The sequence below is a fragment of the Streptomyces sp. ADMS genome, assembly GCF_033441795.1.
Classification (GTDB): Bacteria; Actinomycetota; Actinomycetes; order Streptomycetales; family Streptomycetaceae; genus Streptomyces.
Window position 1 is genome coordinate 33,051 of the sequence record NZ_JAVFVX010000044.1, and the last position, 20,765, is coordinate 53,815.

Sequence of the window (20,765 nt, forward strand, 5' to 3'; positions counted from 1 at the left end):
GACAACCCGGCACCTCGAACCCGCCCCGAGCCTCGCCGACGCCGCAGCACCCGCCGCGAGACCGCCGGCAACCGTACGCGCCACCACAGCCGACCGCCGGCGACCACCACACCGACCCACCCGCCACCAAGGCTCGACCGACCGCCTACGAAGAGGGGTCGGACGGCGGCGCACCCTGTTCGGGCCGCTCGTCTTGCTCGGGCCGCTCAGCCTGTTCGGGCCGCTGCTGAGCCTTCGTCAGTGCGACCCCCGCCGCCGTGGCTCCGCGCGGCTGCGGAGAATGTCGTAGCGCCACCGTTTCGTGGGTGTGTGCCTGGGAGTACACGTGCAGGTAGCCGACGACCGTGTTCGTCACCGCGACCAGCGGTACGGCGACCACCGCGCCGCCGATCCCCGCCACAAGGCCGCCCGCCGCCACTGACAGCACCACCGCCAGCGGATGGACCCGGACCGCCCGGCCCAGGATGAACGGCTGCAGGACATGGCCCTCGATCTGCTGCACGGCCAGCACCACCAGGACCACCAGGACCGCCGTGAAGACGCCCTGCGTCACCAGCGCCACCACCACGGCCAGGGCGCCCGAGGCGACCGCGCCCACCAGCGGGATGAAGGAGAACAGGAAGATGAACACGGCCAGCGGGACGGCCATCGGCACGTCCAGGAAGTAGATGCCGAGGCCGATGAAGATGGCGTCGATCAAAGCCACTATCACCGTGCCCCGCACATACGCCGTCAGCGTGCGCCAGGCCCTGGGGCCCGCGCCGGCGACTCCGGGCCGCGCCGCCGCCGGGACCAGCCTCAGGGTCCACTCCCAGATGCGCTTGCCGTCGTAGAGGAGGAAGAGGGTCGAGAAGGCCGCCAGCAGTATGCCGGTCAGCGCCTCGACGATGACCGTGACGCCCTCCAGGCCCGCCGACGTGATCTCGTCCGTGTTCGCGCCGACCGCCTCGCGCAGGTTCTCGGCGATCTCGTTGATCTGCTTGTCGGTGACGTGGAAGGGGCTCTTGAGCAGCCAGTTGCGAAACTCGTCGATGCCGTCCTGGAGCTGGTCGGCGAGGTTGTCGATGTTCTCCATGACCTGCCAGGTCACGAACCAGCCGATCAGCCCCATCACGACGAACCCGAGAATCGCGGTGAGCGCGGTCGCCGGCCCGCGCGGCATGCCCCACCGCATGAGGCGGGCGACGGTGGGCTGGAGCATCGCGGTGATGAGCAGCGACACCACGAAGGCGAAGACGACGAGCTGGACGGCGCTGATGACCCGCATCAGCACCCAGAGGGTGCCCGCGAGGATCAGCAGCCGCCAGCCCGCCTCGGCCGCGACCCGTACACCCCACGGGACGACGGAGGCCGGCTCGGGCCGGACGTCGGGGGCGGAGCGAGGCTGGTCGTCCTCGTACGCGGGTGAGGTCTGCGCGATCTGCCGTGAGGTGTCCGGGGATCGGACAGCGTGCCGGGAGTCCCCGTCGTCCTCGTGCTCCTTCTCCACCTCGGCGCGGCGCTGGTCGAGCCGCTCACCCATCTCGGTCAGCCGGACACCGACCCGGCCGAGCCACTGCGGCACTCGCGACACGATCCGCCGCCCCCCCCCCCCCCCGTCTCTCCCTCTGCCCACCACTCTCCCCTGGAGTCCCGGAAGTCTCAGGAGCTGCGATCGCTTCCGACCGTACATGGCCGAAGCCCCTCGCCGAAGGACGGTGAGGGGCTCGGAAAAGTTGAGACAACTGAGCGCGGAAGAAACAGAAAGGCTCAGTACCAGTTGTTGGCCTGCCAGAAGTTCCACGCACCGCACGGGCTGTCGTAGCGGTCGTTCATGTAGCTCAGGCCCCACTTGATCTGGGTGGCCGGGTTCGTCAGCCAGTCGGCGCCCGCCGATGACATCTTGGAACCCGGGAGTGCCTGCATGAGGCCGTACGCGTCGGAGGTGGGGTTGTCCGCCGTGTAGTCCCAGCTGGACTCGTGGTCCACGATGTTGCTGAAGCACTGGAACTGGTCCGCCGGGACGATCTGGCGCGCCATCTCCTGGACGTCCGCGACAGAGTACGAACTCTGGATCGCGAAGCTGGACGGGTCGCGCGTCGCGGCACGGCTGGCCGCCTCTGCCGCTTCCTTGCGGGCCTTGGCGTCCGCCTCGGCCTTCTCTGCGGCCTTCTGCTTGGCGACCGCGTCCTTGGCCGCCTGCTTGCGGGCAGACTCTTCGGCGTCCTTCTTGGCGGTGGCGTCGGCGGCGATGGCCTGGACATCGGCCTGCTGCGTCAGGGACGCGGTCTGCACCTGTGCCTGGGAGCCCACGGGAATGTCCGTGAGCAGCGTCGCGTCGCCTGCCAGGGCCTCGGCGTCGTTCGGGGTCTCGGTGTTGCCCGAGGCCACACCGGTAAAAGCGCCGACAGCGGTGACCGCGGTGGCCGAGGCCACTGCGAATCCCCGGACCGAAATCCGGCTCACACGGTTTCCTTCCAGCATCGCCCGCTTCGGTGACCCTGGCGGACGCAATCTTGCCCCAAGACGCTGGCCTCCCAACTGCGGGGTCACGGGAGACACGGGCCCGGTGGGCAACTCCCTTGCGGGGAGCGCCGCGTGGTGCACGGGCGGCATACGACGACGGTATGGAGTTGAAGGCGGAGCTTCGGTGGTGCCGTACTACTGGGGGTACAGATGTGTCGTATGCGGGGCCTGACAGGAGTGAGACTCTGCCGCAACCGGACGCCGGGTGGCAATTCTGTGTTGCGTGTGAAAGCTCACACCTCGTTTGTCCCCAGTGATTTGAGGAAAGCCGCAGACGCGGAAGCGCCGCCCGGCTAGGCTCTTCACCTTTGCCGGACGGCGCCACTTCCGCCAACTCTCAGGTAACCGGACGCAATTGCCCAATTACCCGAGAGGGTGCCTCTATCCGCCCAACCGGGTCAGATGTGTCCGTCCTCCAGCATTTCGGTCACCAGGGCGGCGATCTGGGAACGCTCGGACCGGTTGAGGGTGACGTGCGCGAAGAGCGGGTGGCCCTTCAGCTTCTCGACGACGGCGACTACACCGTCGTACCGGCCGACCCGCAGATTGTCCCGTTGTGCCACGTCATGGGTGAGAACCACCCGTGAGTTGGAGCCGATGCGGGACAGCACGGTGAGCAGGACGTTCCGCTCCAGTGACTGTGCCTCGTCCACGATCACGAACGCGTCGTGGAGCGACCGGCCGCGGATGTGGGTGAGGGGCAGCACTTCGAGCATGCCGCGCGCGGTGATCTCCTCGATGACCTCGCGGCTGGTGACCGCGGACAGCGTGTCGAAGACCGCCTGCGCCCAGGGGCCCATCTTCTCGGACTCGGAGCCGGGCAGATAGCCGAGCTCCTGCCCGCCCACCGCGTACAACGGCCGGAAGACCATCACCTTCTGGTGCTGCCGCCGCTCCAGCACGGCCTCCAGGCCGGCGCACAGCGCGAGCGCCGACTTGCCGGTGCCGGCTCGGCCGCCCATGGACACGATCCCGATGTCCGGATCGAGGAGGATGTCGAGCGCGATCCGCTGCTCGGCGCTCCTCCCCTTGATACCGAACACCTCGCGATCCCCTCGTACGAGGCGGACGTTGCCCTCCGCCGTAACGCGTCCCAGGGCCTTGCCGCGTTCCGACTGGATCGTCAGACCGGTGTGCACCGGCAGCTCGGCCGCCTCGGGGACGTAGGTGTGCCCCTCCTCGAAGAGGATGTCCACCTGCTCGCCGGCCAGGGTCAGTTCGGACATTCCGGTCCAGCCGGAGGAGCCCGTGATGGCCAGCTCCGCGCGGTACTCCTCGGCGAGGAGCCCGACGGACGAGGCCTTGATCCTGAGCGGCAGGTCCTTCGATACGACCGTTACGTCGTACCCCTCGGCCTGCAGATTTCGGGCGACCGCGAGGATGCGGGAGTCGTTGTCCCCCAGGCGATAGCCGCTTGGCAGCACGCTGGGGTCCGAGTGGTTGAGCTCGACACGGACGGTCCCCCCCAGCTCCCCGATCGGAATCGGGGCGTCGAGACGGCCGAACCGGACGCGGAACTCGTCCAGCATGCGCAGGGCCTGCCGGGCGAAGTAGCCGAGTTCGGGATGGTGCCGTTTGGCCTCCAGTTCCGTGACCACGACGATCGGCAGCACGACTTCGTGCTCGTCGAAGCGGTTCAGGGCGCCTGGATCGGCCAGCAGGACGCTGGTGTCGAGAACATAGGTGCGCCGGTCTGGCATACGGCGCTTTGTGCTGGTCACCACGGAAGGACGTACCCCCTCGGATGAGGTCGGGGAGCGACGAAGGAGATCTGGACCGGTCGACGGCCGCAGTGCGCGGGCCGAGAACCGGCCCTCCGCCTGTTCGCCCGTGCTGTGACCACACGGTCGGGCTGGTGCAAAGGGCCTCCCGGGCGGACGGCCCCGTGCCGCCCGCTGAGATACGACACCCGTGGTTCGGGTGTCGACCTGCTTGGCTTATGCCCTCGAACATGCGCGGCCATGCCACGGCAAAGGGCGGCGCGCTGGTGAACTCCTTGTTACTTCCGCCCCAGAGGGGGTGAATTTCACCCCATAGGGGCAACACGAGGCCCCTACGAGGCGGTACGGATCTGGCGTACGCCCCGTCAGACGGGCGCCCCTGACCGACGGAGCGCTCAGCCGCCGTAACGCCGGTGGCGGGCCGCGTAGTCACGCAGGGCGCGCAGGAAGTCGACCTTGCGGAAGGCCGGCCAGAAGACCTCGCAGAAGTAGTACTCCGAGTGGGCCGTCTGCCAGAGCATGAAGCCGGACAGCCGCTGCTCGCCGCTGGTACGGATGACGAGGTCGGGGTCGGGCTGGTCGCTGGTGTAGAGGTGCTTGCCGATCATGTCGATGTCGACGTTCTCGGCGAGTTCCTCCAGCGACGTGCCCTTGTCGTGGGCGTCGAGCATCATCGACCGCACGGCGTCGGCGATCTCCTGCCGACCGCCGTACGCGATGGCGACGTTGACGAGTATCCCGCCGGTCACATGCGCGGTGGACTCCTGGGCTTCCTTGATCTGGGTCTGCATCTGCGCCGGGAGCAGATCGAGGTTGCCGACGTGGTGGACGCGCCAGCGGCCGTCGGCGGCGAGGGAGGTCACGACGTTCTCGATGATCCCGAGAAGCGGTGCCAGCTCCTCCTGCGGCCGGGTGAGGTTGTCCGTGGAGAGCAGCCAGAGGGTGACGACCTCGACGTCGGTCTCGGAGCACCAGCCGAGGAACTCCTCGATCTTGTCCGCGCCGGCCCTGTGCCCCTGGGCGGTGGTGGAGCCCGCCGCCTTCGCCCAGCGCCGGTTGCCGTCCACGATGACGCCGATGTGCTTGGGCACCTGGTCGTGGTCGAGGTGGCCTTCCACCCTGCGTGTGTAGACCCTGACCAGCAGCCGGCGCAGGTTGTCGCGCAGGTTCACGTGTTTGTCAGCCCCTCCGTACGGATCGGACAGGCGCGGCCGAGCGCAATCCCTGGCGCGATCCCTGCCCGTATGGCGGTCCTCGGGGGTGGCGGTCCCCGGAAGGGAAGCGTACCGCTGCCCGGCGGGGGTTCTTGCGCCCAGGGGGAACGGGGGCCTTGCGCCCGCCAGGCCGCGGAAGAGCGCGAAAGGGCAAAGGGGGACGCGCCCGGGAAGGGTGATGAGGGAGCGGCGGTATCCGGCTGGCTTCGCCCGGACACAAAAAACGGGCCGGTCCGTGGGGGGGGAGACGGACCGGCCCGAGGGGGGGCTTCCACCATAACCCTTCGTGAGTGATGCTGCGCACATCAGCACCGAACAACTACTCTCCGAAGTCGTCCGACAACGCGTGGATGGTCTCGGGAGCGCGTTTTCATGGCCGGATCATGGCTGGAAAGCAGCTGATTCCCAGGAAATATCGCAGGATCCGGGGAGATCCGGAGGCAACCGGCGCGTTTCACCCCCATCGCGAAACCCTCGATTGGCGCCAGGGCCATTCGGGTATCGGGCGGACACCGGAGGGGCCCCGGGCGCGGCGTCCCTCCCAGGGGCGACCCGGTCGCGAACGCCCGCTTGACGCCGTCGCTAACTTCGCAGCCATGGCCACCTTCACCACCCCGAAGACACCGGAGCCGATTCCCCTGGAGCTCGCCGACTCGGGACGGGCACGCCGACGCGGGCTGCTGGGCCGGGACGGGATCGAGGGCGCGCTGTTGCTGACGCCCGCGAATTCGGTGCACACGTTCAGGATGCGGTTCGCGATCGACGTCGCCTATCTGGACGGAAAGGCGCGGGTCCGGGCGGTAAGAACCATGCGGCCGGGCCGAGTTGGACTGCCCCGACCCTGGGTGCGGTCGGTCCTGGAGGCGGAGGCGGGGGCACTGGAGAGGTGGGGGGTGCGGCGGGGCGTACGGCTCACGATCCGGGTCGAGGGCGCGCCACCGGAGGGCCACTGAGCAGGGCCGGGACAGACTCGCAGGAGCACCGAAGGGGTGGGCACGGCACCGCGCAGGCCCCTCCTCTGCGCGGTACCACCCGCGCCGCTTTGCTCACGCGAATACCTTTGCCCAAAGTTACGTGACACCGACCCATGCCTGCCAACGTCCGCGATAACGATGCGGAAACCTCGTGAAGCCTTTTCGGGCAAACGCACACATGTCTCGCGCACGACGAGAGGGGCCACACTCCCCGCCGCCGAGTTTTCGCCAACATTCGGACGCGGGTGAGCAATATCCGGATGTCGACGGACGGCAAGTTACGTGATGTCCAGAATTGCCTCAATTGCACGGTGGCGAGGCGAGCGAGGACCGCCAAGGGTCGCTGAGGAGCACCGAGAACCGTCACGGACGGGCCGGGGCCGGGCCATGGACTGCCGCGAACGGGCGGACCGTGGACCGGCGATGGACTGCTGTGGACTGGCCGGGCCGTCGACGGGCGGGCCGTCGACTGCTGTGGACCGCTTGAGCCGAGGCAGCGCAGGGCGGCCAGAACGGCGGTTACTCGCCAGTTCCACTCCAGCGGCGGAAGCGGGGCCTCCGCTCGGTCGAGGCGGGGAAGACGTCCTGGGCCGATCAGCTGAGCGGCTTGCGAGCCTCGACGAGATGGCGGCTGCTGTGCGCCACGAACGCTCCCTCGGCCTCGATCCGCTCGTGCAGGGAGCGCAGTCGGGGAAGGTAGGCGTCGACGGTGAACCCGGGAACCATCCAGATCACCTTGCGCAGAAAGTGCACGACGGCGGCGATGTCGTAGAACTCCATCCGCAGCCGCTCCGCCCGCAGGTCGACGATCTCCAACCCGGCGGCTTCCGCGCCGACGCGCTCGCGGTCGGGGTGGCGGGCGCTGCGCTGCTCGTCCGGCTGCGGACCAAGAAAGTGCTCGACGAGTTCGTACACGCTGGAGGGCCCGACGTGCTGGGCGAAGTACGTACCGCCGGGTCGCAGGACGCGGGCGATCTCGGCCCAGTGCGGGGAGACGGGGTGCCGGCTCACAACCAGGTCGAAGGCGTCGGCGGCGAAGGGCAACGGCGCGTCGTCCGGTACGGCGACGACCGCGGCGCCGCGCGGGTGGAGCAGGGCGGTGGCCTTGGCGACGTTCGGCGGCCAGCCCTCGGTGGCGACGGTGAGCGAGGGCAGCTTCGGGGCGGTGTTGAGGACCTCACCACCGCCGGTGTGCACGTCGAGCGCGGCGGACACGCGGGCCAGTCGCTCGCCCATCGCCCGGGCGTATCCCCAGGAGGGCCGCGCTTCGGCCGCCCGCCCGTCGAACCACGAGAAGTCCCATCCGTCGGTGGGGACGGCGGCGCCTTCGGCGAGGAGTTGCTCGAAGGCGGGGGTGTGGGGAGGAGAAGAGGTGCGTGGAGGGGTGGGGGGGTGTGGAGGGGTGGGCTCGGGCGCGGACATGAGCATGATGATCGCAGGCAGTTGTCGGGGGCCGCTGGTAGTTTCCGCCGCAAACGACGGAAGCAGAGGTGGTGCGGGACATGCTGTACGCCGACGACGAGTCGACGACGCTGCGCGCGAAGCTGGACCAGGAGCGGGACGCGGTGCTGTGGAAGCTGGAGGGCCTGGACGAGGAGCAGCTCCGCCGGCCGATGACACCGACGGGCACGAGTCTGCTGGGACTGGTGAAGCATCTGGCGTCGGTCGAGTACGGCTGGTTCGTGGAGACGTTCGGCAGGGAGACGGAGCCTCTCTGGTTCGACCCCTACCTCGGGGAGGACATGACCGCGGGCCCGGACGAGACCAGGGCCCGGATCACCGACTTCTACACCCGCGCCCGCGCCGCCGCCGACCGCGTACTGACGGAACTGCCCCTGGACACCCTGGGCAAGCCGACGTGGCGGGACGACGAGTGCTCGCTGCGCTGGGTCCTGGTCCGTATGACGGCGGAGACGGCGCGCCACGCGGGGCACATGGACATCGTGCGGGAGCTGATCGACGGAGCGGTGGGGGAGTACGAACCGTCATGACCTGTCATGAGCTGTCATGACAGGTCGGAGTCCAGGGCCAGCATGATGTGTTCGTTGTCGCCGTGGCGGACCGTACCGGTGCGTCGGAAGCCGTGCTTTTCGAGGAGGCGGACGGAGGCGGTGTTCTCGGCGAAGGGGTCGGCGTAGAGAGGCCGGTTGGTCTCGCGCAGCAGGAACAGCCCGAGCGCGACGCTGCCGACCCCCCTCCCCCAGTACGGCCGCCCGAGCCAGTACCCGATGAAACGCCGGTCACCGAGGTCCGGGTCCCTGTCCCACCAGGCGACGACGCTTCCGGCGGGTTCGGTGTCCACGGTGACCATCTGGACGAACACGGTGCTGTCGCCGAGGATCTTCGACTTCCAGTGCGCCATGAAGGCGTCCCGCGGCCGAGGCGTGAACCGCGACCGCCGGACGGCTTCGGGGTCGTGCTCGTACGCGAGCAGGAACTCCAGGTCGGCGTCCACGACGTCGCGGAGTTGTACGTCGTTGTCGGGTCTGCCGCCGGTCACGCTGTCGGTCGTCATGGTGCGGAGTCTGGCAGGGAGCACTGACAACGCCGGGAAGGCAAGCGGGACCGAGGGAAGGATGTGGGGTGCGAGGTGCGACGCGGTGCCGATGCCTACGCGGTGCCGGGATCGTCGAGGAAGCGGAGCAGTACGGCGGCCTCCGCGCGGAGCCGCGCGGCCCGGTCGGCGTGAGCGGGCGCGGTCAGCTGCGCTGCGGCCTCCAGTCGCTCGGCGACCTCCGCGCGTACGACGTTGACGACACAGGGCTCGCTCAGCTCGCGCCGCGCTGCTTCGGTGGCGCCGGCACCAACCGGCGACTGTTCAAGAGCCACGCCGCGGAGCTCGGCTACACCCACGGGCGCCGCTTCTGCGTTGTCCAACGCACCAAGTGTCGAGCGCAGGGCGCTCACCGCGGCCTTGTCGCGGGCGCGCATCGCTTCAGGGAGTGCTTGACGCATACGGAGACGTAATGACATGCCGGTGACCTTAGCCAACTGAGGCCGCGCCGAGTCCAGTCAGGGGACTCAGAGGTCGCCACTGCTGACACGCTCGTACCGCAGGAGTACGACGCCGTTGCCGAAGGTACGTGATTCGGTGAGCCGGAGCCGGGTGAGGCGGTCGACCTCGGGGAAGAGCGGCCTGCCGCGTCCGATCAGCACGGGATGGACGCACAGATGAAACTCGTCGACGAGGTCGTGCCGCATGAACTCGGCGGCAAGTTCGGCACCACTGACCGCGAGATCCCCGCCGGGCTGCTCTTTGAGAGCCCGAATGTCCGCAGGGACGACCTCCCGCACGATGGTGGTGTTCCAGTCGGCGTGCTCCAGGGTCCGGGAGTACACGTACTTCGGCATGTCCCGCCAGATACCGGCGAACTCGACCATGGGTGCGGTGCTGTCGGGGTCGGAGTCGGCGGTGGGCCAGAAGTCGGCCATGAGTTGGTGGGTCAGGCGCCCGCTGAGAAAGGCGCCCATGGCCCTGGTCTTCCGATTGAAGTACCGGTGAAGCTCTTCATCGACCATGTGCCAGTCGATCTCGCGGTTGGGTCCCTCAAAGTATCCGTCGAGGGAGATGGACATCATCAGGATGACTTTCCGCACGGCACACACACCTCACCGATTGCTGGGCTGTGACTGGCATTCACGGTACTGATCCGGCCTGGCCCGAGGCGTTGTTGCCACACGAACTTTCGTGTTGTTGGCGTCAGGGAGCCGCAGGTGCAACGTCAACGTTCAGCGCCCGTCGCGAAGTCCAGCGGATTCGCAAAGCTGACTGTCTCGGCAATCTGCTGGACCATTCCGCGATACTCCGCTCTGCGAGCCACCGCTGTCGTACTGACCGTCAGAACAGCTATGCGCTTGCAGTCAGGATGAGGCAGGTGCGCGTGGATCTGAAGGAGAGGCTGTTGTGGAAGACCGCTGTCGGATGACGGAGTCAGCGTGCTCTCGCTGAGCGTCGCAGGCCCACAAGGAAGTTCGAGGAATTCGATGCCCGTGTGCCCGACGTTGGATGTCACCGCACGGGCGGCCGTGACGCCTCGCGGCGCGACGGCCGTATTACGCCAGGAGATCGTGAAGAAGGAGAGCAGCGGCTGGCTGCTGCTCGTGCCCGTCTCGTCCACGTCGTCGCGGTGCAAGCCGATGGAGCAGTGCACCGTACCTAACTCACGGAGGACCCCCAATAGTTGTTGTCCAGAGGCGACGTTGGCGATGAACTGTCGGCGGACCAACTCGTCGGGCGCCGAGTCGAGGAAGGGGGCGACTGCAGCACGCAGGTTGTCGGCTGCCGGGGAGCCAGGCTCGGAGAGGAAGGCATCGAAGGGGAGGGTAGTGAAGCCAGCCGATTCAGCAAACCAGAGTTCCGCTTTTGGGTCACTGACAGAGTCGTGCAGGACAAACGCAGGAGTCTTCACGGTGCATTCCGAAACATATCAAGAATGGGTGGGGTAAATGCCTACGCGTCGACCGCGTTTGATGTCCTCCGGAGTAACACCCCAGTCCGTGAAACTCTGACCGTCTTCGAACTCCGTACGCTGTTCAAGAATTTGCATGCGGCGAGGCACGGCTTCATCAGGTTTGGACACAGCGACAAGGCCGACGAAGCGTGGATCGCCAGCGAACCAGATGACACCAATCTGTGACTTCAGCTCCGGCTTGGCACGGGGAGCCATCCGACGGTGCCACCACTCCGTTCGGAGATGCTGAGAGAAAACAAGGGCAAGTAGCTGATCAAGGCGAGCTGGGTTAGGAAACTCAAACCAACCATAATGTCTGCCGGGGACATTCGGATGGTCACTCAACCCATGTGTAACATGGTGCAGCACCTGCCATTGGTACGTCCGCAGAATGCGTCGCATGCGAAACGCCGGAGAAAAGTAGCGCAGCTGAGCTACGGCTCGATAGAAGCAATATCCGAGAGGTAGCACGAAAAGAAAAACGAACCCCGGCGACAAGAACACGACCAGTGCATACAGCAGGCCGACCCAAGCTGCAATCCAGCCGATGAAGCCAGCAACATTCATCACCATGTGTGCCGTCCAGGCACTACGGGTAGCTGGATGCTCCCAGGCAATGGGGTAGTCAGTGGGATTCATGGACTGCAACTCTCCGATCTGGAAGCGTCAGAAGACATGGCGGACAACGTCGAGGATGCCACCGTTGTCGAGGATGAGACGCGTGCCATCGATACCTGCAACGCTCCCGTCCTTGACGTCGCTATCGTCCGCGTCCACTACTTTGCTGTACAAGCCGAAGCCACCGGTACCAACGCCGACCGCGCTCGACGACACTGCCACATCCTTGGCCGCGGCTTCAGGATTGCTGAGGCCTCTCACCGCCCGCGCGACAAGCGGGTTGTCCAACTGCGCGATTCCCTGCATGCTATCCATCGTCCTGGTACCGAACATGGCCATCTTCTGGCCGAGGGAGAGGACTTCGCCCCCGACCCGGACGGCGTTCACCGTCCCTTTGACCCCGGCAACTGCTGCACCTAGCCCCGGGAGCATACCCATTGCGTCAGCGCCCACGGAGACCGCATTGCTCCAGAAATCGGCGTCGAACTCCTTCTTGGTGAAACCGTCCTTCAAGGACTCCCAAACTTCAGGCTTCGAATAGAGGCGAACTCCCAACGCCGTTGCACTCAGCACAGACGCCGCGAGCAGCAACGCGGTTACCATCGCGATCCCCAGCGGGCCAGCAAAGATGATCGCTACCAGGCCAACGACGCCCGCCACAAAACTCAAGATGTCCGGGAGGTTGTCGCCAAGCCAGTCCAGCGCCTCGTCGAACCACCCAGGCTCATGCGGAGCTAGCTTCTTCGTCGCGTCACGGATCTTCGATGCCCGGTACTTCGCCTTTTCCTCGTGCTCCTCCGCCAGTGTCCGGGCCCGGTCCCGAATCTTCTCCAGCTCGGCCTCGGCCTCTTCGACGTCCGAGTTCGCGCGGCTCAGTGCCTTCTTCGCCTCGTCGCGATCGGCGCTCTTCTTGTCCTCCAGGCCCGGATCGTCGCCGGCTTCGGTCGCGCGCCCCTTCGCCCGGTCCACCGCAGCCTGGGCTACCTTCGCGTCCTCCTCCAGACGCTTGGCACGACGTTGAAAGTCGTCGAGTTCGCCTTCCCAACTCTCCAGTTGCCGAGCCGCCTTGCGGATGGAACGCGCCGCGTTCTTCAAGTTCAGGGGCAGCGGACCACCGTCGAGCTGCTCCCGGAAGGCGACGGCCGCGTCACCCTTCCAGTAGCTGCCGTCCATCAGCTTGGTGACCAGTTCATGCGTCTCTTCGAGCACCTTGGCGCAACCGGAGAGCTTTTTGTGCAGCCCCCGCACTGTTTCGGTGTCGCCCGGCACGGGGTTGAATCCCAGGTGGTGGTAATTGGAATTCGGAAGAGGCGGATAGGACTTCAAGCCCTGCGGAAGATCGCCATTTCTGCGCGCCTGGGAGTCCGGGTAGGGGGAAGGCTCAACCCCGGGTGTAGCGGTCACCTCTTGCCCCCGCCCTTGCCTTCCCTGGCCTTTTTCAAGGCCTCCTCCAGCGCCTTGTCGACCTCGCGGTAGCTGTCCTTGCTCTTCCCGATGATTTCGGCAAGATCCTCGGTCTGCTTTCCGATTTCCTCGGCTCCGTACTTCCAGTCCTCCTGGAACTCCTGACACGCGGAGTCCAGATCGTCCGTGCCCAGCCCCGTGATCGTCGCGTCCGACAGCGCTTTGCGGACGCCTTTGAGCGAATCCGTGGACCTGTTCAGCATCTTCATGAAACGCCCGAGTTCATCTCCGTCGACCGCAAGCCGCTCCGCCATCCGCCCGATACCTCTCCCCGTTCATACAACTGGATCCGTGATCACTTGCACTCCCAGCCTTCGAAGACGTCGGTGACATCGCTGAGCAACGTGACCCTCGGGGCGTTGCGCCGAGCCGGCGGGCGACGCAGATGTCGTCGTGCCGCCGGTGTCCGCACCCGCGATCTTGTCGTCGTCCTTCGAGTCACCGCCACCACCGCCACCAGCAGTCAGAAGCAGGGAAGCGGTCTCTGTAAGCACTCCAGCGATGGGCACATGGCAGCGGTTCACGGTCTGCTCCCGGTGGGGCAAGGCTTCTCTCGAGTGAAGTAACGCTATCCATCGACATCTGGTTACACCACGTTGAAACCTGTCAACCACCGGGACGTGCACGACCAAAGCACCCAAGCTTTGCATCACCTGACTCGCAGCCGTTGCGTAACGCACCGATCTGCTCGGCGCACGCGCCGGCGGGCAGACTGCGTCACTGCAGAGTCACCACCGAAGTGCAAAGAGCGCAACACCTTTCGGGCGCGAAAGGACACTCAGTTGCACGTTCCTCGAAGCCGAACCCGAGGGTGCCGCGCGAATCGATTCTGACGCCGGGTTCGAGTACAGCGGTCAACGACCAAGGACGCGCTGCGGACTCAACTCATTTACTGACTCTGCACCCGCGCCAGGTCAGGGGTGCGCATCCAACCACGCGCGACCAACGGAGTCCGCGAGCCAAGCCAGCACATTTACTTCCCACCCTGACCATCGTCGCCCCCGAAAGGGTGTTCCACGACGAACGACCCCTTACCCCGCACCGTGATGATGAGCCCGCGCTGGATCAGGAGCTGGAGAGCCGCCCGCGCAGTCGGGCGCGACACGTTGAACTCGTCACAGATGGCCGCCTCGGACGGAACCCGACGGCGGGGAGCGTACGTACCGTCCGCGATGCGCGCGCCGAGTATGACGGCGATCTGCTCGTACAGCGGCTCGGGCCCCTCAAGGTCGACAGTCATATCTCGACCCTATTTGACCTGCGACGATGTATATCGCTAGCTGTAGTCACCTGACAACACCTTACAAGTTGGCTTAATGTCCCGATACGACGAGACCCCCGCGACGGTGCGAACGTCCGGGGGCGTGGCCCACCAACTTGTTGGAGTTGATGAACATGGCCGAGCGTAGCGCTGCCGCGCTGCCCTGGGTTGTGGTGACCCTGATTCTCTGGGGACTCGCCCGCCTACTTCCGCCGACCGGCACGCACCGGAAGGCGTCCGCGTCGATGCGAGCCTTCGTGACCAGCAAGAACACAGGAGAGCCTGCCTGTTCGGCGGTACAGGTGCCTGGTGCGCGCCGGTCGCCGTACAGCATCGACCGGGCGCCGCTGGACGGTTCGGCGTCCCCCCTGTCACGGCCCTACCTGCCGTGTCTCGACCGGGTTCCGGAGAGGCAGACGGTCATGGCATCCCGTACGGCTCGTGTACGTCCCCACTGGGCGGCGCGTGAACGGGTGGTGCGGTGGCGTCGGCGCGCAGTCACCGTGTCGGCAGTCGGCCTCGGCATCGACGTCGATACCCGGGACATCCACGCCGAGTTGGACGGAGCGAGGGCCCGATGACCGGCGCGAAGGGTACCGGGGTCAGCGGGGCTGCGCGGCAGGCCGAGTTGCCGATGCTGCGCGCCTACCGGCTCTGGTTCGAGCACGCTCGCAAGTGCGACGACTGCAGGCGCGTCAGCAGGGCACAGGACGGGTGCGAGTGCGGACGCGGGATGTGGGGCGCCTATCGCCGGGCGTACGGCGGAGGTGGCGGATGACGTCCAACTCCACCGGCAGGACCGACACCTGCGGAACCGTCCGCGCCTCGCTGTTCTACCGGGCACCGACCCTCAGCGAGAGCGGCGCATGCATCCTGCCGCAGCGGCACGAGGGAGACCACCAGGACGCCAAAGGAGCATGCTGGTACCGGATTCCTCTCGTCGGCGCGATGGACTCGTACGGAGGGGAGCGGGCGACGGCCCATGCCCGCAAACCAGCCTGGACACCCGAACCTCCCTTACGCTCCCCCCTCTGCGTCCTGGGCCAACATCCTCACTGTCGAGACGCGGAACCCCGCGAGACCGGTGTACCCGGAGTCCGCCACCTGATATGTACCTGCGCCTGCCACCGTCCGGCCCCGCTCCCGACGGCCGGAACCAGGACATGATCTCGCCTGAGCCCAGGTCTAGTTGGCGCCGGATGTGCCGGACGCTCAGCAGCCCGGGCCGCACAAGGGAACCCGGCTCCACACCGCCTGCGTAACACAGCGGCCTGCTCACCGCCGCTGCGGCGAGCAGGCCGTTGCGGCACTGAAAGGAGCAGCGCCCTGACCGCCACCACTACCACCGGTGAGGTCTCACTCCCCCTTCTGGAACGTAACCTCCACCCGCCGGTTCTTGCGTCGCCCCTGTTCCGAGGAGTTGTCCGCGATCGGGTAGTCCTCGCTGTAGCCGCGCACCTGGAAGGTGACGTCTCCGCCCAGGCCGGCGGCCAGTTCGTCGTGGACCACCTCCGCGCGGTTCTTGGAAAGGGTCAGGCCGTGGGCGTACGAGCCGAGGTTGTCGGTGAAGCCGAAGACCCTGACGTTCGTCGCCTTCTGGGCCTTGATCTCGTCTGCGATCACCTGGATGCGGGAGCGGGCCTCCGGGTTGAGTTTCGAGCTGTTCTTCGGGAACAGGACCTCCGCCTGGAGCGCGAACGTCACGCTCTCACTCGTGTCCACTCGGCGTTCCTCGCCGCCCATGTCCTCCACGACCGACACGATGTCCATGACATTGGCTGCGGCGAGCGTGGCGCCGTCGGCGAGCTTCAGGCCGGGGCTGTTCGCGTCCACCTCTGGGGGTGGAGAGGTCGTGACCGTGCCCGGGAGGGCGCTGGGGTCGTCGTCCGCGGCGGCGGGCGGACCCGCCAGGGAGAGGGTGGCCAGTACTGCCAAGGCAGTGAGAACGGTTGAGGCGGAGCGGCTGGTGGCGGCCATGGTCACTCGCCCTCGGAGAGTTCGATCGACGCCGGGGGCATTGTGCCGACCTGGAAGTTCACCTGCGTGGAATCTGCCGGAGGAGCGGGGAACTGGGCGAACCAGTCGGTCGTCTGTCCCGTGTCCACGCCTCCTCCTTCGAACTTCGTGCACAGACAACGGCCATCGGTGTCACGGAGGACTAGGTACTTCTTCTTGGCCTTGCTGTCCACCAGCGCCGCTCCGGCGAGGGAGGAGCCGTTCTTGCTCAGCTCGCGTTCGTCACCGCGCCAGTCCGCCGCGACCCAGAACTCCCCGCCACTGTTGGTGACCGTGCCGTTCACCGTCACAAAGCCACCCTGGTCGCGAACGGCTGAGGTGACGGTGAGTGTGATGTCGCCGTTCTTCACTTCGGCCAACGCCGGCTCTGCGGCGGGCGTCTGGGACTCGGTCTCCTCGTCCCCTCCCCCCTCGGTGCTGCTCGGTGTCGAGGAAGACGCGTTCTTGTCCGTCTTGTCGCCGTCTCCTCCCCCACAGCCGGCCACCGTGATGAGCAACCCGGTCGCGATCGCCACCGCGGTCACTGCCCTACGGCTCTTCATGGTGTGCCGAAACTTCATCGGTACGACTTCCTCTCATTCGGCCAGGTGCACAGAGAACAGCACGGACGCATCGGGGAAGTCGCCCGGATTGAAATTTACGGGGTCGATTATCACGATCTGGCCGTCGCAGTTCAGTTGGATCGGCTGCGTGGTGTCCACATCGGGGGCGAAGTCGCAGCGCGGCTGGATGACGGCTACGGCGTGGGCATTGGCGTGCATGCTCTCCGTGCCCGGAATGATCGAGGCGCCGACCGGGTTGTCGGTCTTCACGGCCACCCGGAATCCGGGGTAACCACCCCTGACCACGGGTACGGCGCCACCCTGGACAGTTGAGCCGTTCTCCGCCGCCAGCGCCTGTGCTGCCGCCGTGGCCCCGGTGCTCGGTGGGTCCTGACCGTTCAGCCAGTCGAGCCAGTCGTCGTCCTGTCCGATCGCGCCGGTCAGGGTCGTCACCAACTCGTCCCGGGCGTCCTGTGCGGCCGCCAACGCCGCAGCGTCCGCCGCGGATTGGGCTCCGTTGCGGACGGACGCTGCTTGGGCGAACACGAAGAAGGCGATCGCGGCGAAGAGCAGGATCGCCGTCAGCCAGATGTAGATCGGCAGAGTCTGCCCACGGTCGCTCTGAAGTCGTGCGCCGGTCAGCCGCCGATGACGTCGGTGACCGCGGTGCGAATCGCCCTGGAGATCATGCCGTCCAGTCCCAGGCCGTCGATCAGCGTGAAGATCCCGGCAATGATGATCATCAGGCCCGCGTACTCCACGAACCCGGCTCCCGCGTCCCGCTCCCTGCTCTGCATCCGGGAGACGACAGTCCACGTCCACCTGTTGAACCTGTCCACTGCGCCTGCCCTTCCGCCGAACGCCAACACCGACCCGGACACCGTACGTGAAAGACCGTCTACTCCGCGTGGGTCCAGGGGCCCAACTTCCCCCCGCAGCATGCCCCATCACTCCCACCCCTCCCGGGCCGTACCCAGCCACCGGGCGATCGATTCACTCCTGGTCGCACTGTGCAGCTTTGCGAAGATGCGGTTGATGTGGTTCTTGACGGTCTTCTCGCTGATGAAGCAGGTGGCGGCGATCTGCTGGTTGCTCATGCCGGCTGCGATGAGATCCATGACCTCCGCCTCCCTTGAACTCAGGCCGAAATTCGGTCGGTTGCACTGGCGGGCGGCGAGTGTCGTCGGATGGCCGCGCCGGGACTTCGGAGTCCGCAACAAGAGTGCCATACCTAGTTGCATCTGCGAAGGTTTTCCGTTCGGTTCGTAGGAAACGCCGAGCGAATCCGCGACAGCCGGAACCGGGACATGCGGCGGCGCCTCCGGCACCTGCGCCACGACCCGGACTCCCCTGCCCACCGCCCGTACCGCCTCCGTCAACTCCTCGGTCGTGAAGTCGCCGTGGATCAGGTAGCCCGACGCACCTCTGCACAGCGCCTGCCTCACCACCTCCGGCTCGCTGCTGTACGTCAGCATCATCACGGGGGCGAGAAGGGCCAGTTGGGGGAGGGCCGTGAGGCCGTCGGTGCCTGGCATGCGTACGTCGAGCAGCACCACGTCAGGGTGCACGCGCTCCGCCGCCGATACGGCCTCGGTGCCGTTGGACGCCTCCGCGACCACCTCGATGTCCGGGTGGCCGCCCAGTAGCGCCGTCAGGCCCGCACGTATCACCGGGTTGTCGTCCGCCACCAGTACTCTCAGCGGCATTGGCCGCCGTTCAGCTGTGGACATGCGATGCGGCCTCCTTTCGGGGCCCGGGACGGGGTACGTAGTCCAGTCCGGGGGGCGTTACGTCGACGCGAATCTCCGTTCCGCCCCCTTCACCTCGGCCCAGGTGAATCACCGCCCCCAGCGACCTCGCCCGTTCCACCATCCCGAGCACCCCGAAGTGGCCTGATTTGGCCATCTCTTCGAGGTTCAGTGGGCGTGGGAGGCCCACTCCGTTGTCCCGGACGCGCAGGGTCACGCCCTCCTCCTGCGTCTCCGCCTCCAACGTCACCCTCGTCGCCTCCGCGTGCCTTCGCGTGTTCTCCAGGGCCTCCGACACGATCGCCAGGAGGTGATGTGCCGTCCGGTGCGGGAGTGCGCCCGCCCCCTCGCCGCGCGCCTCCAGACTCGTACGGATTCCCGTGCTCGACTCGAACTCCGCCGCCCGCCGCGCCAGTTCCGCGAACAGGTCCACGTCCGGGGACGTCAGGTCCGTGTGGTGACGCAGGTCGGTGAGGAGGTCGCGGGACTCCGTGGCCGCCCGGCGGGCCGCCGAGGCCACCAGGGTTGCCTGACGCCTCACCGTCTCCGGGTCCGTACCGTCCGCCGACTTGGCCAGGGCCTCGGCCGCCAACGCCAGTCCGTGCAGGGTCTTCGTGACCGAGTCGTGCATCTGCCGTGCCAGGCGCGCCCGTTCCGACTCCACCGCCTCCGCCACCGCCAGACGGGAGTTCGCCTCCGCCAGTGCCTCGCTCGCCGTACCGAAGCGGAACATCAGGTTGCGCAACGTGACGCCGATGATGCCCGCGCCGATGCAGAAGCCCGCGATGAGGAGGGTGCTGGTGCCTGTGCCCGGGCGGTGTTCCCAGGCTCGGTAGACCATGAGGAGTACCGCCAGTTGCAGGCCCGTGAAGACTCCTGAGCCTTGCCAGCCGTAGAGGAGGCCCGCGAGGAGGGGGGTGCATGCCGTGGCGTAGGCGAGGGGGGAGGCCGGGGACGCGGTGAGGAGGAGTATCGCCGCGAAACTCAGGTCCGCCGCCATCAGGGTGGGGTGGGCGAGGAGGCGGGGGGCCAGGCGGTCCCAGTCCCGGTACATGGCGTACGAGGCCGTGATGCCCAGGACGGCGGCGGCCAGGACCGTGTAACGCGGGGCGCCTTCCGCCGTGTTCGTCATCGCGAAGGGGGTGCCCAGGGCCAGCATCGTCATGCGTAGCGCGAACGCCTGGCGGCACAGGGCCTGAAGGGCGTTGAGCTGGAGGCGGACGGTGGCGGGGGCCGGGGCGTCGTCGGCCAGATAGCCGGCGGTCGGGTCGTAGCCCCGGACCCGCGCCTCGCGACCCCCTGGCTTCGTTCCTCGCATCGCACCAATTGCCCTCATTGCCCTCATCACCCACATTTCCATCAACGCCCCAGAATCGAACCGAAGTTGGTGCCGGAGCCGAGGAACATGCCCGTCGCGATGAGGATCATCGTTGCCGGGAGCATGAAGACCAGGGTGACGAGGGTTGCCTTGGGAATCGTCTTCGCGGCGCGGCGGCGGGATTCCTGGGCGTCCGTGCGGCGCATGTCCGCGGCGATCTGGATCAGCGTCTCCGCGATCGGGGAGCCCAACTCCTCGCCCTGCTGGAGCGCCGAGACGAACTGGGCCACCTGTTCGCTGGAGTTGCGCTTGCGGAGTGCGTCGAAGGCCTGACGGCGGCTGACGCCCATGTCCATCTGGCGGAGTGTGATGCGGAGTTCGTCCGCCCATGGGCCTTCGTACTTCTCCGCCACCCGGTCCAGGGCCTGGCGGAAGCCGAGGCCGGCCGAGACCACGACCGCGAGCACGTCCAGGAAGTCCGGGAGCGTGCGGTCGATGGTCTCCTTGCGCTCCCGTACCGCCTGCCAGATCGCTGCGTCCGCCGCCGTCACCCCGAACGCGAACGTGATGACTGCCAGGACCAGTTGGCCGTTGGTGAGGAAGATCAGGCCGAGGAGCACACCGAAGGTGACGTAGACCGCGCGGCGGGCCGCGTAGCGGGTGATGGTCAGGCCTCCGGGGTTGCCCGCCATGTCGATGCGCAGGCGTTTCGCGTCGACCCGGCGGGGACCCATCAGGCGTAGGACGAGGGGGGTGAAGCGCATGCCCATGCGGTCCACCGCCGAGTCCGCCTTCGACACCCGGGTGCCGCCCACCTCCAGGGCCAGCAGCAGGTCGGAGGGGAGCTTGGCATCGGCCCGGATCATGCGGATGCCCAGCAGGGCGCCCGCGACCGCGACCGCCATCAACAGGGCCAGTAGAAGTGGCAGCATC

General features: G+C 67.1%; 24 protein-coding genes. 4 read left to right on the forward strand and 20 right to left on the reverse strand.

The genetic code is table 11. The annotated features are described in order from the left end of the window. Positions 1–145: 145 nt before the first annotated feature. From RB628_RS20370 to RB628_RS20385, 4 genes are all read right to left on the reverse strand, one after another. On the reverse strand, positions 146–1,573 hold the full coding sequence (locus tag RB628_RS20370) for an AI-2E family transporter (RefSeq protein ID WP_318321919.1): 1,428 nt from the start codon (positions 1,571–1,573) through the stop codon (positions 146–148). A gap of 176 nt (positions 1,574–1,749) precedes the next feature. Then, complete coding sequence (locus RB628_RS20375) at positions 1,750–2,463, reverse strand: transglycosylase SLT domain-containing protein (RefSeq protein ID WP_318321920.1); 714 nt, start codon at positions 2,461–2,463, stop codon at positions 1,750–1,752. Between the two features lie 440 nt (positions 2,464–2,903). Beyond that, positions 2,904–4,229 carry a PhoH family protein gene (locus RB628_RS20380; protein ID WP_318321921.1) on the reverse strand — a complete coding sequence of 442 codons (1,326 nt, stop codon included), beginning with the start codon at positions 4,227–4,229 and terminating at the stop codon, positions 2,904–2,906. Positions 4,230–4,621: 392 nt separating this feature from the next. Continuing rightward, complete coding sequence (locus tag RB628_RS20385; protein WP_318321922.1) at positions 4,622–5,398, reverse strand: isoprenyl transferase; 777 nt, start codon at positions 5,396–5,398, stop codon at positions 4,622–4,624. Positions 5,399–6,036: 638 nt separating this feature from the next. Here RB628_RS20385 and RB628_RS20390 point away from each other — a divergent pair. After that, positions 6,037–6,393: a DUF192 domain-containing protein gene (locus RB628_RS20390; protein WP_318321923.1), complete on the forward strand. Its 357-nt coding sequence runs from the start codon at positions 6,037–6,039 to the stop codon at positions 6,391–6,393. A 615-nt stretch (positions 6,394–7,008) separates the two neighbouring features. Here RB628_RS20390 and RB628_RS20395 read toward each other — a convergent pair. Next, positions 7,009–7,842: a class I SAM-dependent methyltransferase gene (locus RB628_RS20395; RefSeq protein ID WP_318321924.1), complete on the reverse strand. Its 834-nt coding sequence runs from the start codon at positions 7,840–7,842 to the stop codon at positions 7,009–7,011. A 74-nt stretch (positions 7,843–7,916) separates the two neighbouring features. On the opposite strand from RB628_RS20395, the gene RB628_RS20400 reads away from it, so the two are divergent. After that, positions 7,917–8,405 carry a DinB family protein gene (locus RB628_RS20400; protein ID WP_318321925.1) on the forward strand — a complete coding sequence of 163 codons (489 nt, stop codon included), beginning with the start codon at positions 7,917–7,919 and terminating at the stop codon, positions 8,403–8,405. 14 nt (positions 8,406–8,419) lie between these two features. Here RB628_RS20400 and RB628_RS20405 read toward each other — a convergent pair whose 3' ends face one another. From RB628_RS20405 to RB628_RS20440, 8 genes are all read right to left on the reverse strand, one after another. Further along, positions 8,420–8,929 carry a GNAT family protein gene (locus RB628_RS20405; protein ID WP_318321926.1) on the reverse strand — a complete coding sequence of 170 codons (510 nt, stop codon included), beginning with the start codon at positions 8,927–8,929 and terminating at the stop codon, positions 8,420–8,422. Positions 8,930–9,024: 95 nt separating this feature from the next. Next, entirely contained in the window at positions 9,025–9,345 is a 321-nt protein-coding gene (locus RB628_RS20410; RefSeq protein WP_318321948.1) for a hypothetical protein, read from the reverse strand. 90 nt (positions 9,346–9,435) lie between these two features. After that, the gene (locus RB628_RS20415) at positions 9,436–10,011 is read right to left on the reverse strand and encodes a dihydrofolate reductase family protein (protein WP_318321927.1); all 576 of its coding nucleotides are present in this window, start codon (positions 10,009–10,011) and stop codon (positions 9,436–9,438) included. Positions 10,012–10,136: 125 nt separating this feature from the next. Continuing rightward, entirely contained in the window at positions 10,137–10,823 is a 687-nt protein-coding gene (locus RB628_RS20420) for a hypothetical protein (protein ID WP_318321928.1), read from the reverse strand. Positions 10,824–10,841: 18 nt separating this feature from the next. After that, positions 10,842–11,504 carry a hypothetical protein gene (locus tag RB628_RS20425; protein WP_318321929.1) on the reverse strand — a complete coding sequence of 221 codons (663 nt, stop codon included), beginning with the start codon at positions 11,502–11,504 and terminating at the stop codon, positions 10,842–10,844. 27 nt (positions 11,505–11,531) lie between these two features. Then, on the reverse strand, positions 11,532–12,887 hold the full coding sequence (locus tag RB628_RS20430; protein ID WP_318321930.1) for a hypothetical protein: 1,356 nt from the start codon (positions 12,885–12,887) through the stop codon (positions 11,532–11,534). Continuing rightward, positions 12,884–13,201, reverse strand: coding sequence for a type VII secretion target (locus RB628_RS20435; protein WP_318321931.1), 318 nt, complete (start codon positions 13,199–13,201; stop codon positions 12,884–12,886). Before RB628_RS20435 ends, RB628_RS20430 begins: the two co-directional genes overlap by 4 nt. 719 nt (positions 13,202–13,920) lie before the next feature. After that, positions 13,921–14,187, reverse strand: a complete 267-nt coding sequence (locus RB628_RS20440; RefSeq protein WP_318321932.1) for a GntR family transcriptional regulator — start codon at positions 14,185–14,187, stop codon at positions 13,921–13,923. A gap of 155 nt (positions 14,188–14,342) precedes the next feature. On the opposite strand from RB628_RS20440, the gene RB628_RS20445 reads away from it, so the two are divergent. After that, on the forward strand, positions 14,343–14,789 hold the full coding sequence (locus RB628_RS20445) for a hypothetical protein (protein ID WP_318321933.1): 447 nt from the start codon (positions 14,343–14,345) through the stop codon (positions 14,787–14,789). Continuing rightward, positions 14,786–14,986 (forward strand): hypothetical protein, encoded by a 201-nt coding sequence (locus tag RB628_RS20450; RefSeq protein ID WP_318321934.1) that lies wholly within the window; start codon positions 14,786–14,788, stop codon positions 14,984–14,986. The genes RB628_RS20445 and RB628_RS20450 overlap by 4 nt, the downstream gene beginning before the upstream one ends. A gap of 578 nt (positions 14,987–15,564) precedes the next feature. Here RB628_RS20450 and RB628_RS20455 read toward each other — a convergent pair. The 7 genes from RB628_RS20455 to RB628_RS20485 form a co-directional block, all read right to left on the reverse strand. Further along, a complete protein-coding gene (locus tag RB628_RS20455) occupies positions 15,565–16,185 on the reverse strand; it encodes an OmpA family protein (RefSeq protein ID WP_412180691.1) in 621 nt (206 codons plus the stop codon). Positions 16,186–16,187: 2 nt separating this feature from the next. Continuing rightward, a complete protein-coding gene (locus RB628_RS20460; protein ID WP_318321936.1) occupies positions 16,188–16,784 on the reverse strand; it encodes a hypothetical protein in 597 nt (198 codons plus the stop codon). Between the two features lie 15 nt (positions 16,785–16,799). Continuing rightward, positions 16,800–17,408 carry a pilus assembly protein TadG-related protein gene (locus tag RB628_RS20465; RefSeq protein ID WP_318321949.1) on the reverse strand — a complete coding sequence of 203 codons (609 nt, stop codon included), beginning with the start codon at positions 17,406–17,408 and terminating at the stop codon, positions 16,800–16,802. After that, positions 17,405–17,605 (reverse strand): hypothetical protein, encoded by a 201-nt coding sequence (locus tag RB628_RS20470; protein ID WP_318321950.1) that lies wholly within the window; start codon positions 17,603–17,605, stop codon positions 17,405–17,407. Before RB628_RS20470 ends, RB628_RS20465 begins: the two co-directional genes overlap by 4 nt. A gap of 108 nt (positions 17,606–17,713) precedes the next feature. Continuing rightward, positions 17,714–18,496, reverse strand: a complete 783-nt coding sequence (locus tag RB628_RS20475) for a response regulator transcription factor (protein ID WP_318321937.1) — start codon at positions 18,494–18,496, stop codon at positions 17,714–17,716. Further along, on the reverse strand, positions 18,483–19,832 hold the full coding sequence (locus RB628_RS20480; RefSeq protein WP_318321938.1) for a sensor histidine kinase: 1,350 nt from the start codon (positions 19,830–19,832) through the stop codon (positions 18,483–18,485). Before RB628_RS20480 ends, RB628_RS20475 begins: the two co-directional genes overlap by 14 nt. Before the next feature lie 41 nt (positions 19,833–19,873). Beyond that, complete coding sequence (locus tag RB628_RS20485; protein ID WP_318321939.1) at positions 19,874–20,764, reverse strand: DUF5936 domain-containing protein; 891 nt, start codon at positions 20,762–20,764, stop codon at positions 19,874–19,876. Between the last annotated feature and the right edge of the window lies 1 nt (position 20,765).

Bases quoted from the DNA above. Each gene is read 5' to 3' on its own strand.
- RB628_RS20375 (WP_318321920.1), bottom strand. From the start codon at position 2,463: ATGCTGGAAGGAAACCGTGTGAGCCGGATTTCGGTCCGGGGATTCGCA.
- RB628_RS20390 (WP_318321923.1), top strand. From the start codon at position 6,037: ATGGCCACCTTCACCACCCCGAAGACACCGGAGCCGATTCCCCTGGAG.
- RB628_RS20395 (WP_318321924.1), bottom strand. From the start codon at position 7,842: ATGCTCATGTCCGCGCCCGAGCCCACCCCTCCACACCCCCCCACCCCT.
- RB628_RS20400 (WP_318321925.1), top strand. From the start codon at position 7,917: ATGCTGTACGCCGACGACGAGTCGACGACGCTGCGCGCGAAGCTGGAC.
- RB628_RS20405 (WP_318321926.1), bottom strand. From the start codon at position 8,929: ATGACGACCGACAGCGTGACCGGCGGCAGACCCGACAACGACGTACAA.
- RB628_RS20410 (WP_318321948.1), bottom strand. From the start codon at position 9,345: ATGCGCGCCCGCGACAAGGCCGCGGTGAGCGCCCTGCGCTCGACACTT.
- RB628_RS20425 (WP_318321929.1), bottom strand. From the start codon at position 11,504: ATGAATCCCACTGACTACCCCATTGCCTGGGAGCATCCAGCTACCCGT.
- RB628_RS20435 (WP_318321931.1), bottom strand. From the start codon at position 13,201: ATGGCGGAGCGGCTTGCGGTCGACGGAGATGAACTCGGGCGTTTCATG.
- RB628_RS20440 (WP_318321932.1), bottom strand. From the start codon at position 14,187: ATGACTGTCGACCTTGAGGGGCCCGAGCCGCTGTACGAGCAGATCGCC.
- RB628_RS20445 (WP_318321933.1), top strand. From the start codon at position 14,343: ATGGCCGAGCGTAGCGCTGCCGCGCTGCCCTGGGTTGTGGTGACCCTG.
- RB628_RS20450 (WP_318321934.1), top strand. From the start codon at position 14,786: ATGACCGGCGCGAAGGGTACCGGGGTCAGCGGGGCTGCGCGGCAGGCC.
- RB628_RS20455 (WP_412180691.1), bottom strand. From the start codon at position 16,185: ATGGCCGCCACCAGCCGCTCCGCCTCAACCGTTCTCACTGCCTTGGCA.
- RB628_RS20460 (WP_318321936.1), bottom strand. From the start codon at position 16,784: ATGAAGTTTCGGCACACCATGAAGAGCCGTAGGGCAGTGACCGCGGTG.
- RB628_RS20475 (WP_318321937.1), bottom strand. From the start codon at position 18,496: ATGTCCACAGCTGAACGGCGGCCAATGCCGCTGAGAGTACTGGTGGCG.
- RB628_RS20480 (WP_318321938.1), bottom strand. From the start codon at position 19,832: ATGCGAGGAACGAAGCCAGGGGGTCGCGAGGCGCGGGTCCGGGGCTAC.
- RB628_RS20485 (WP_318321939.1), bottom strand. From the start codon at position 20,764: ATGCTGCCACTTCTACTGGCCCTGTTGATGGCGGTCGCGGTCGCGGGC.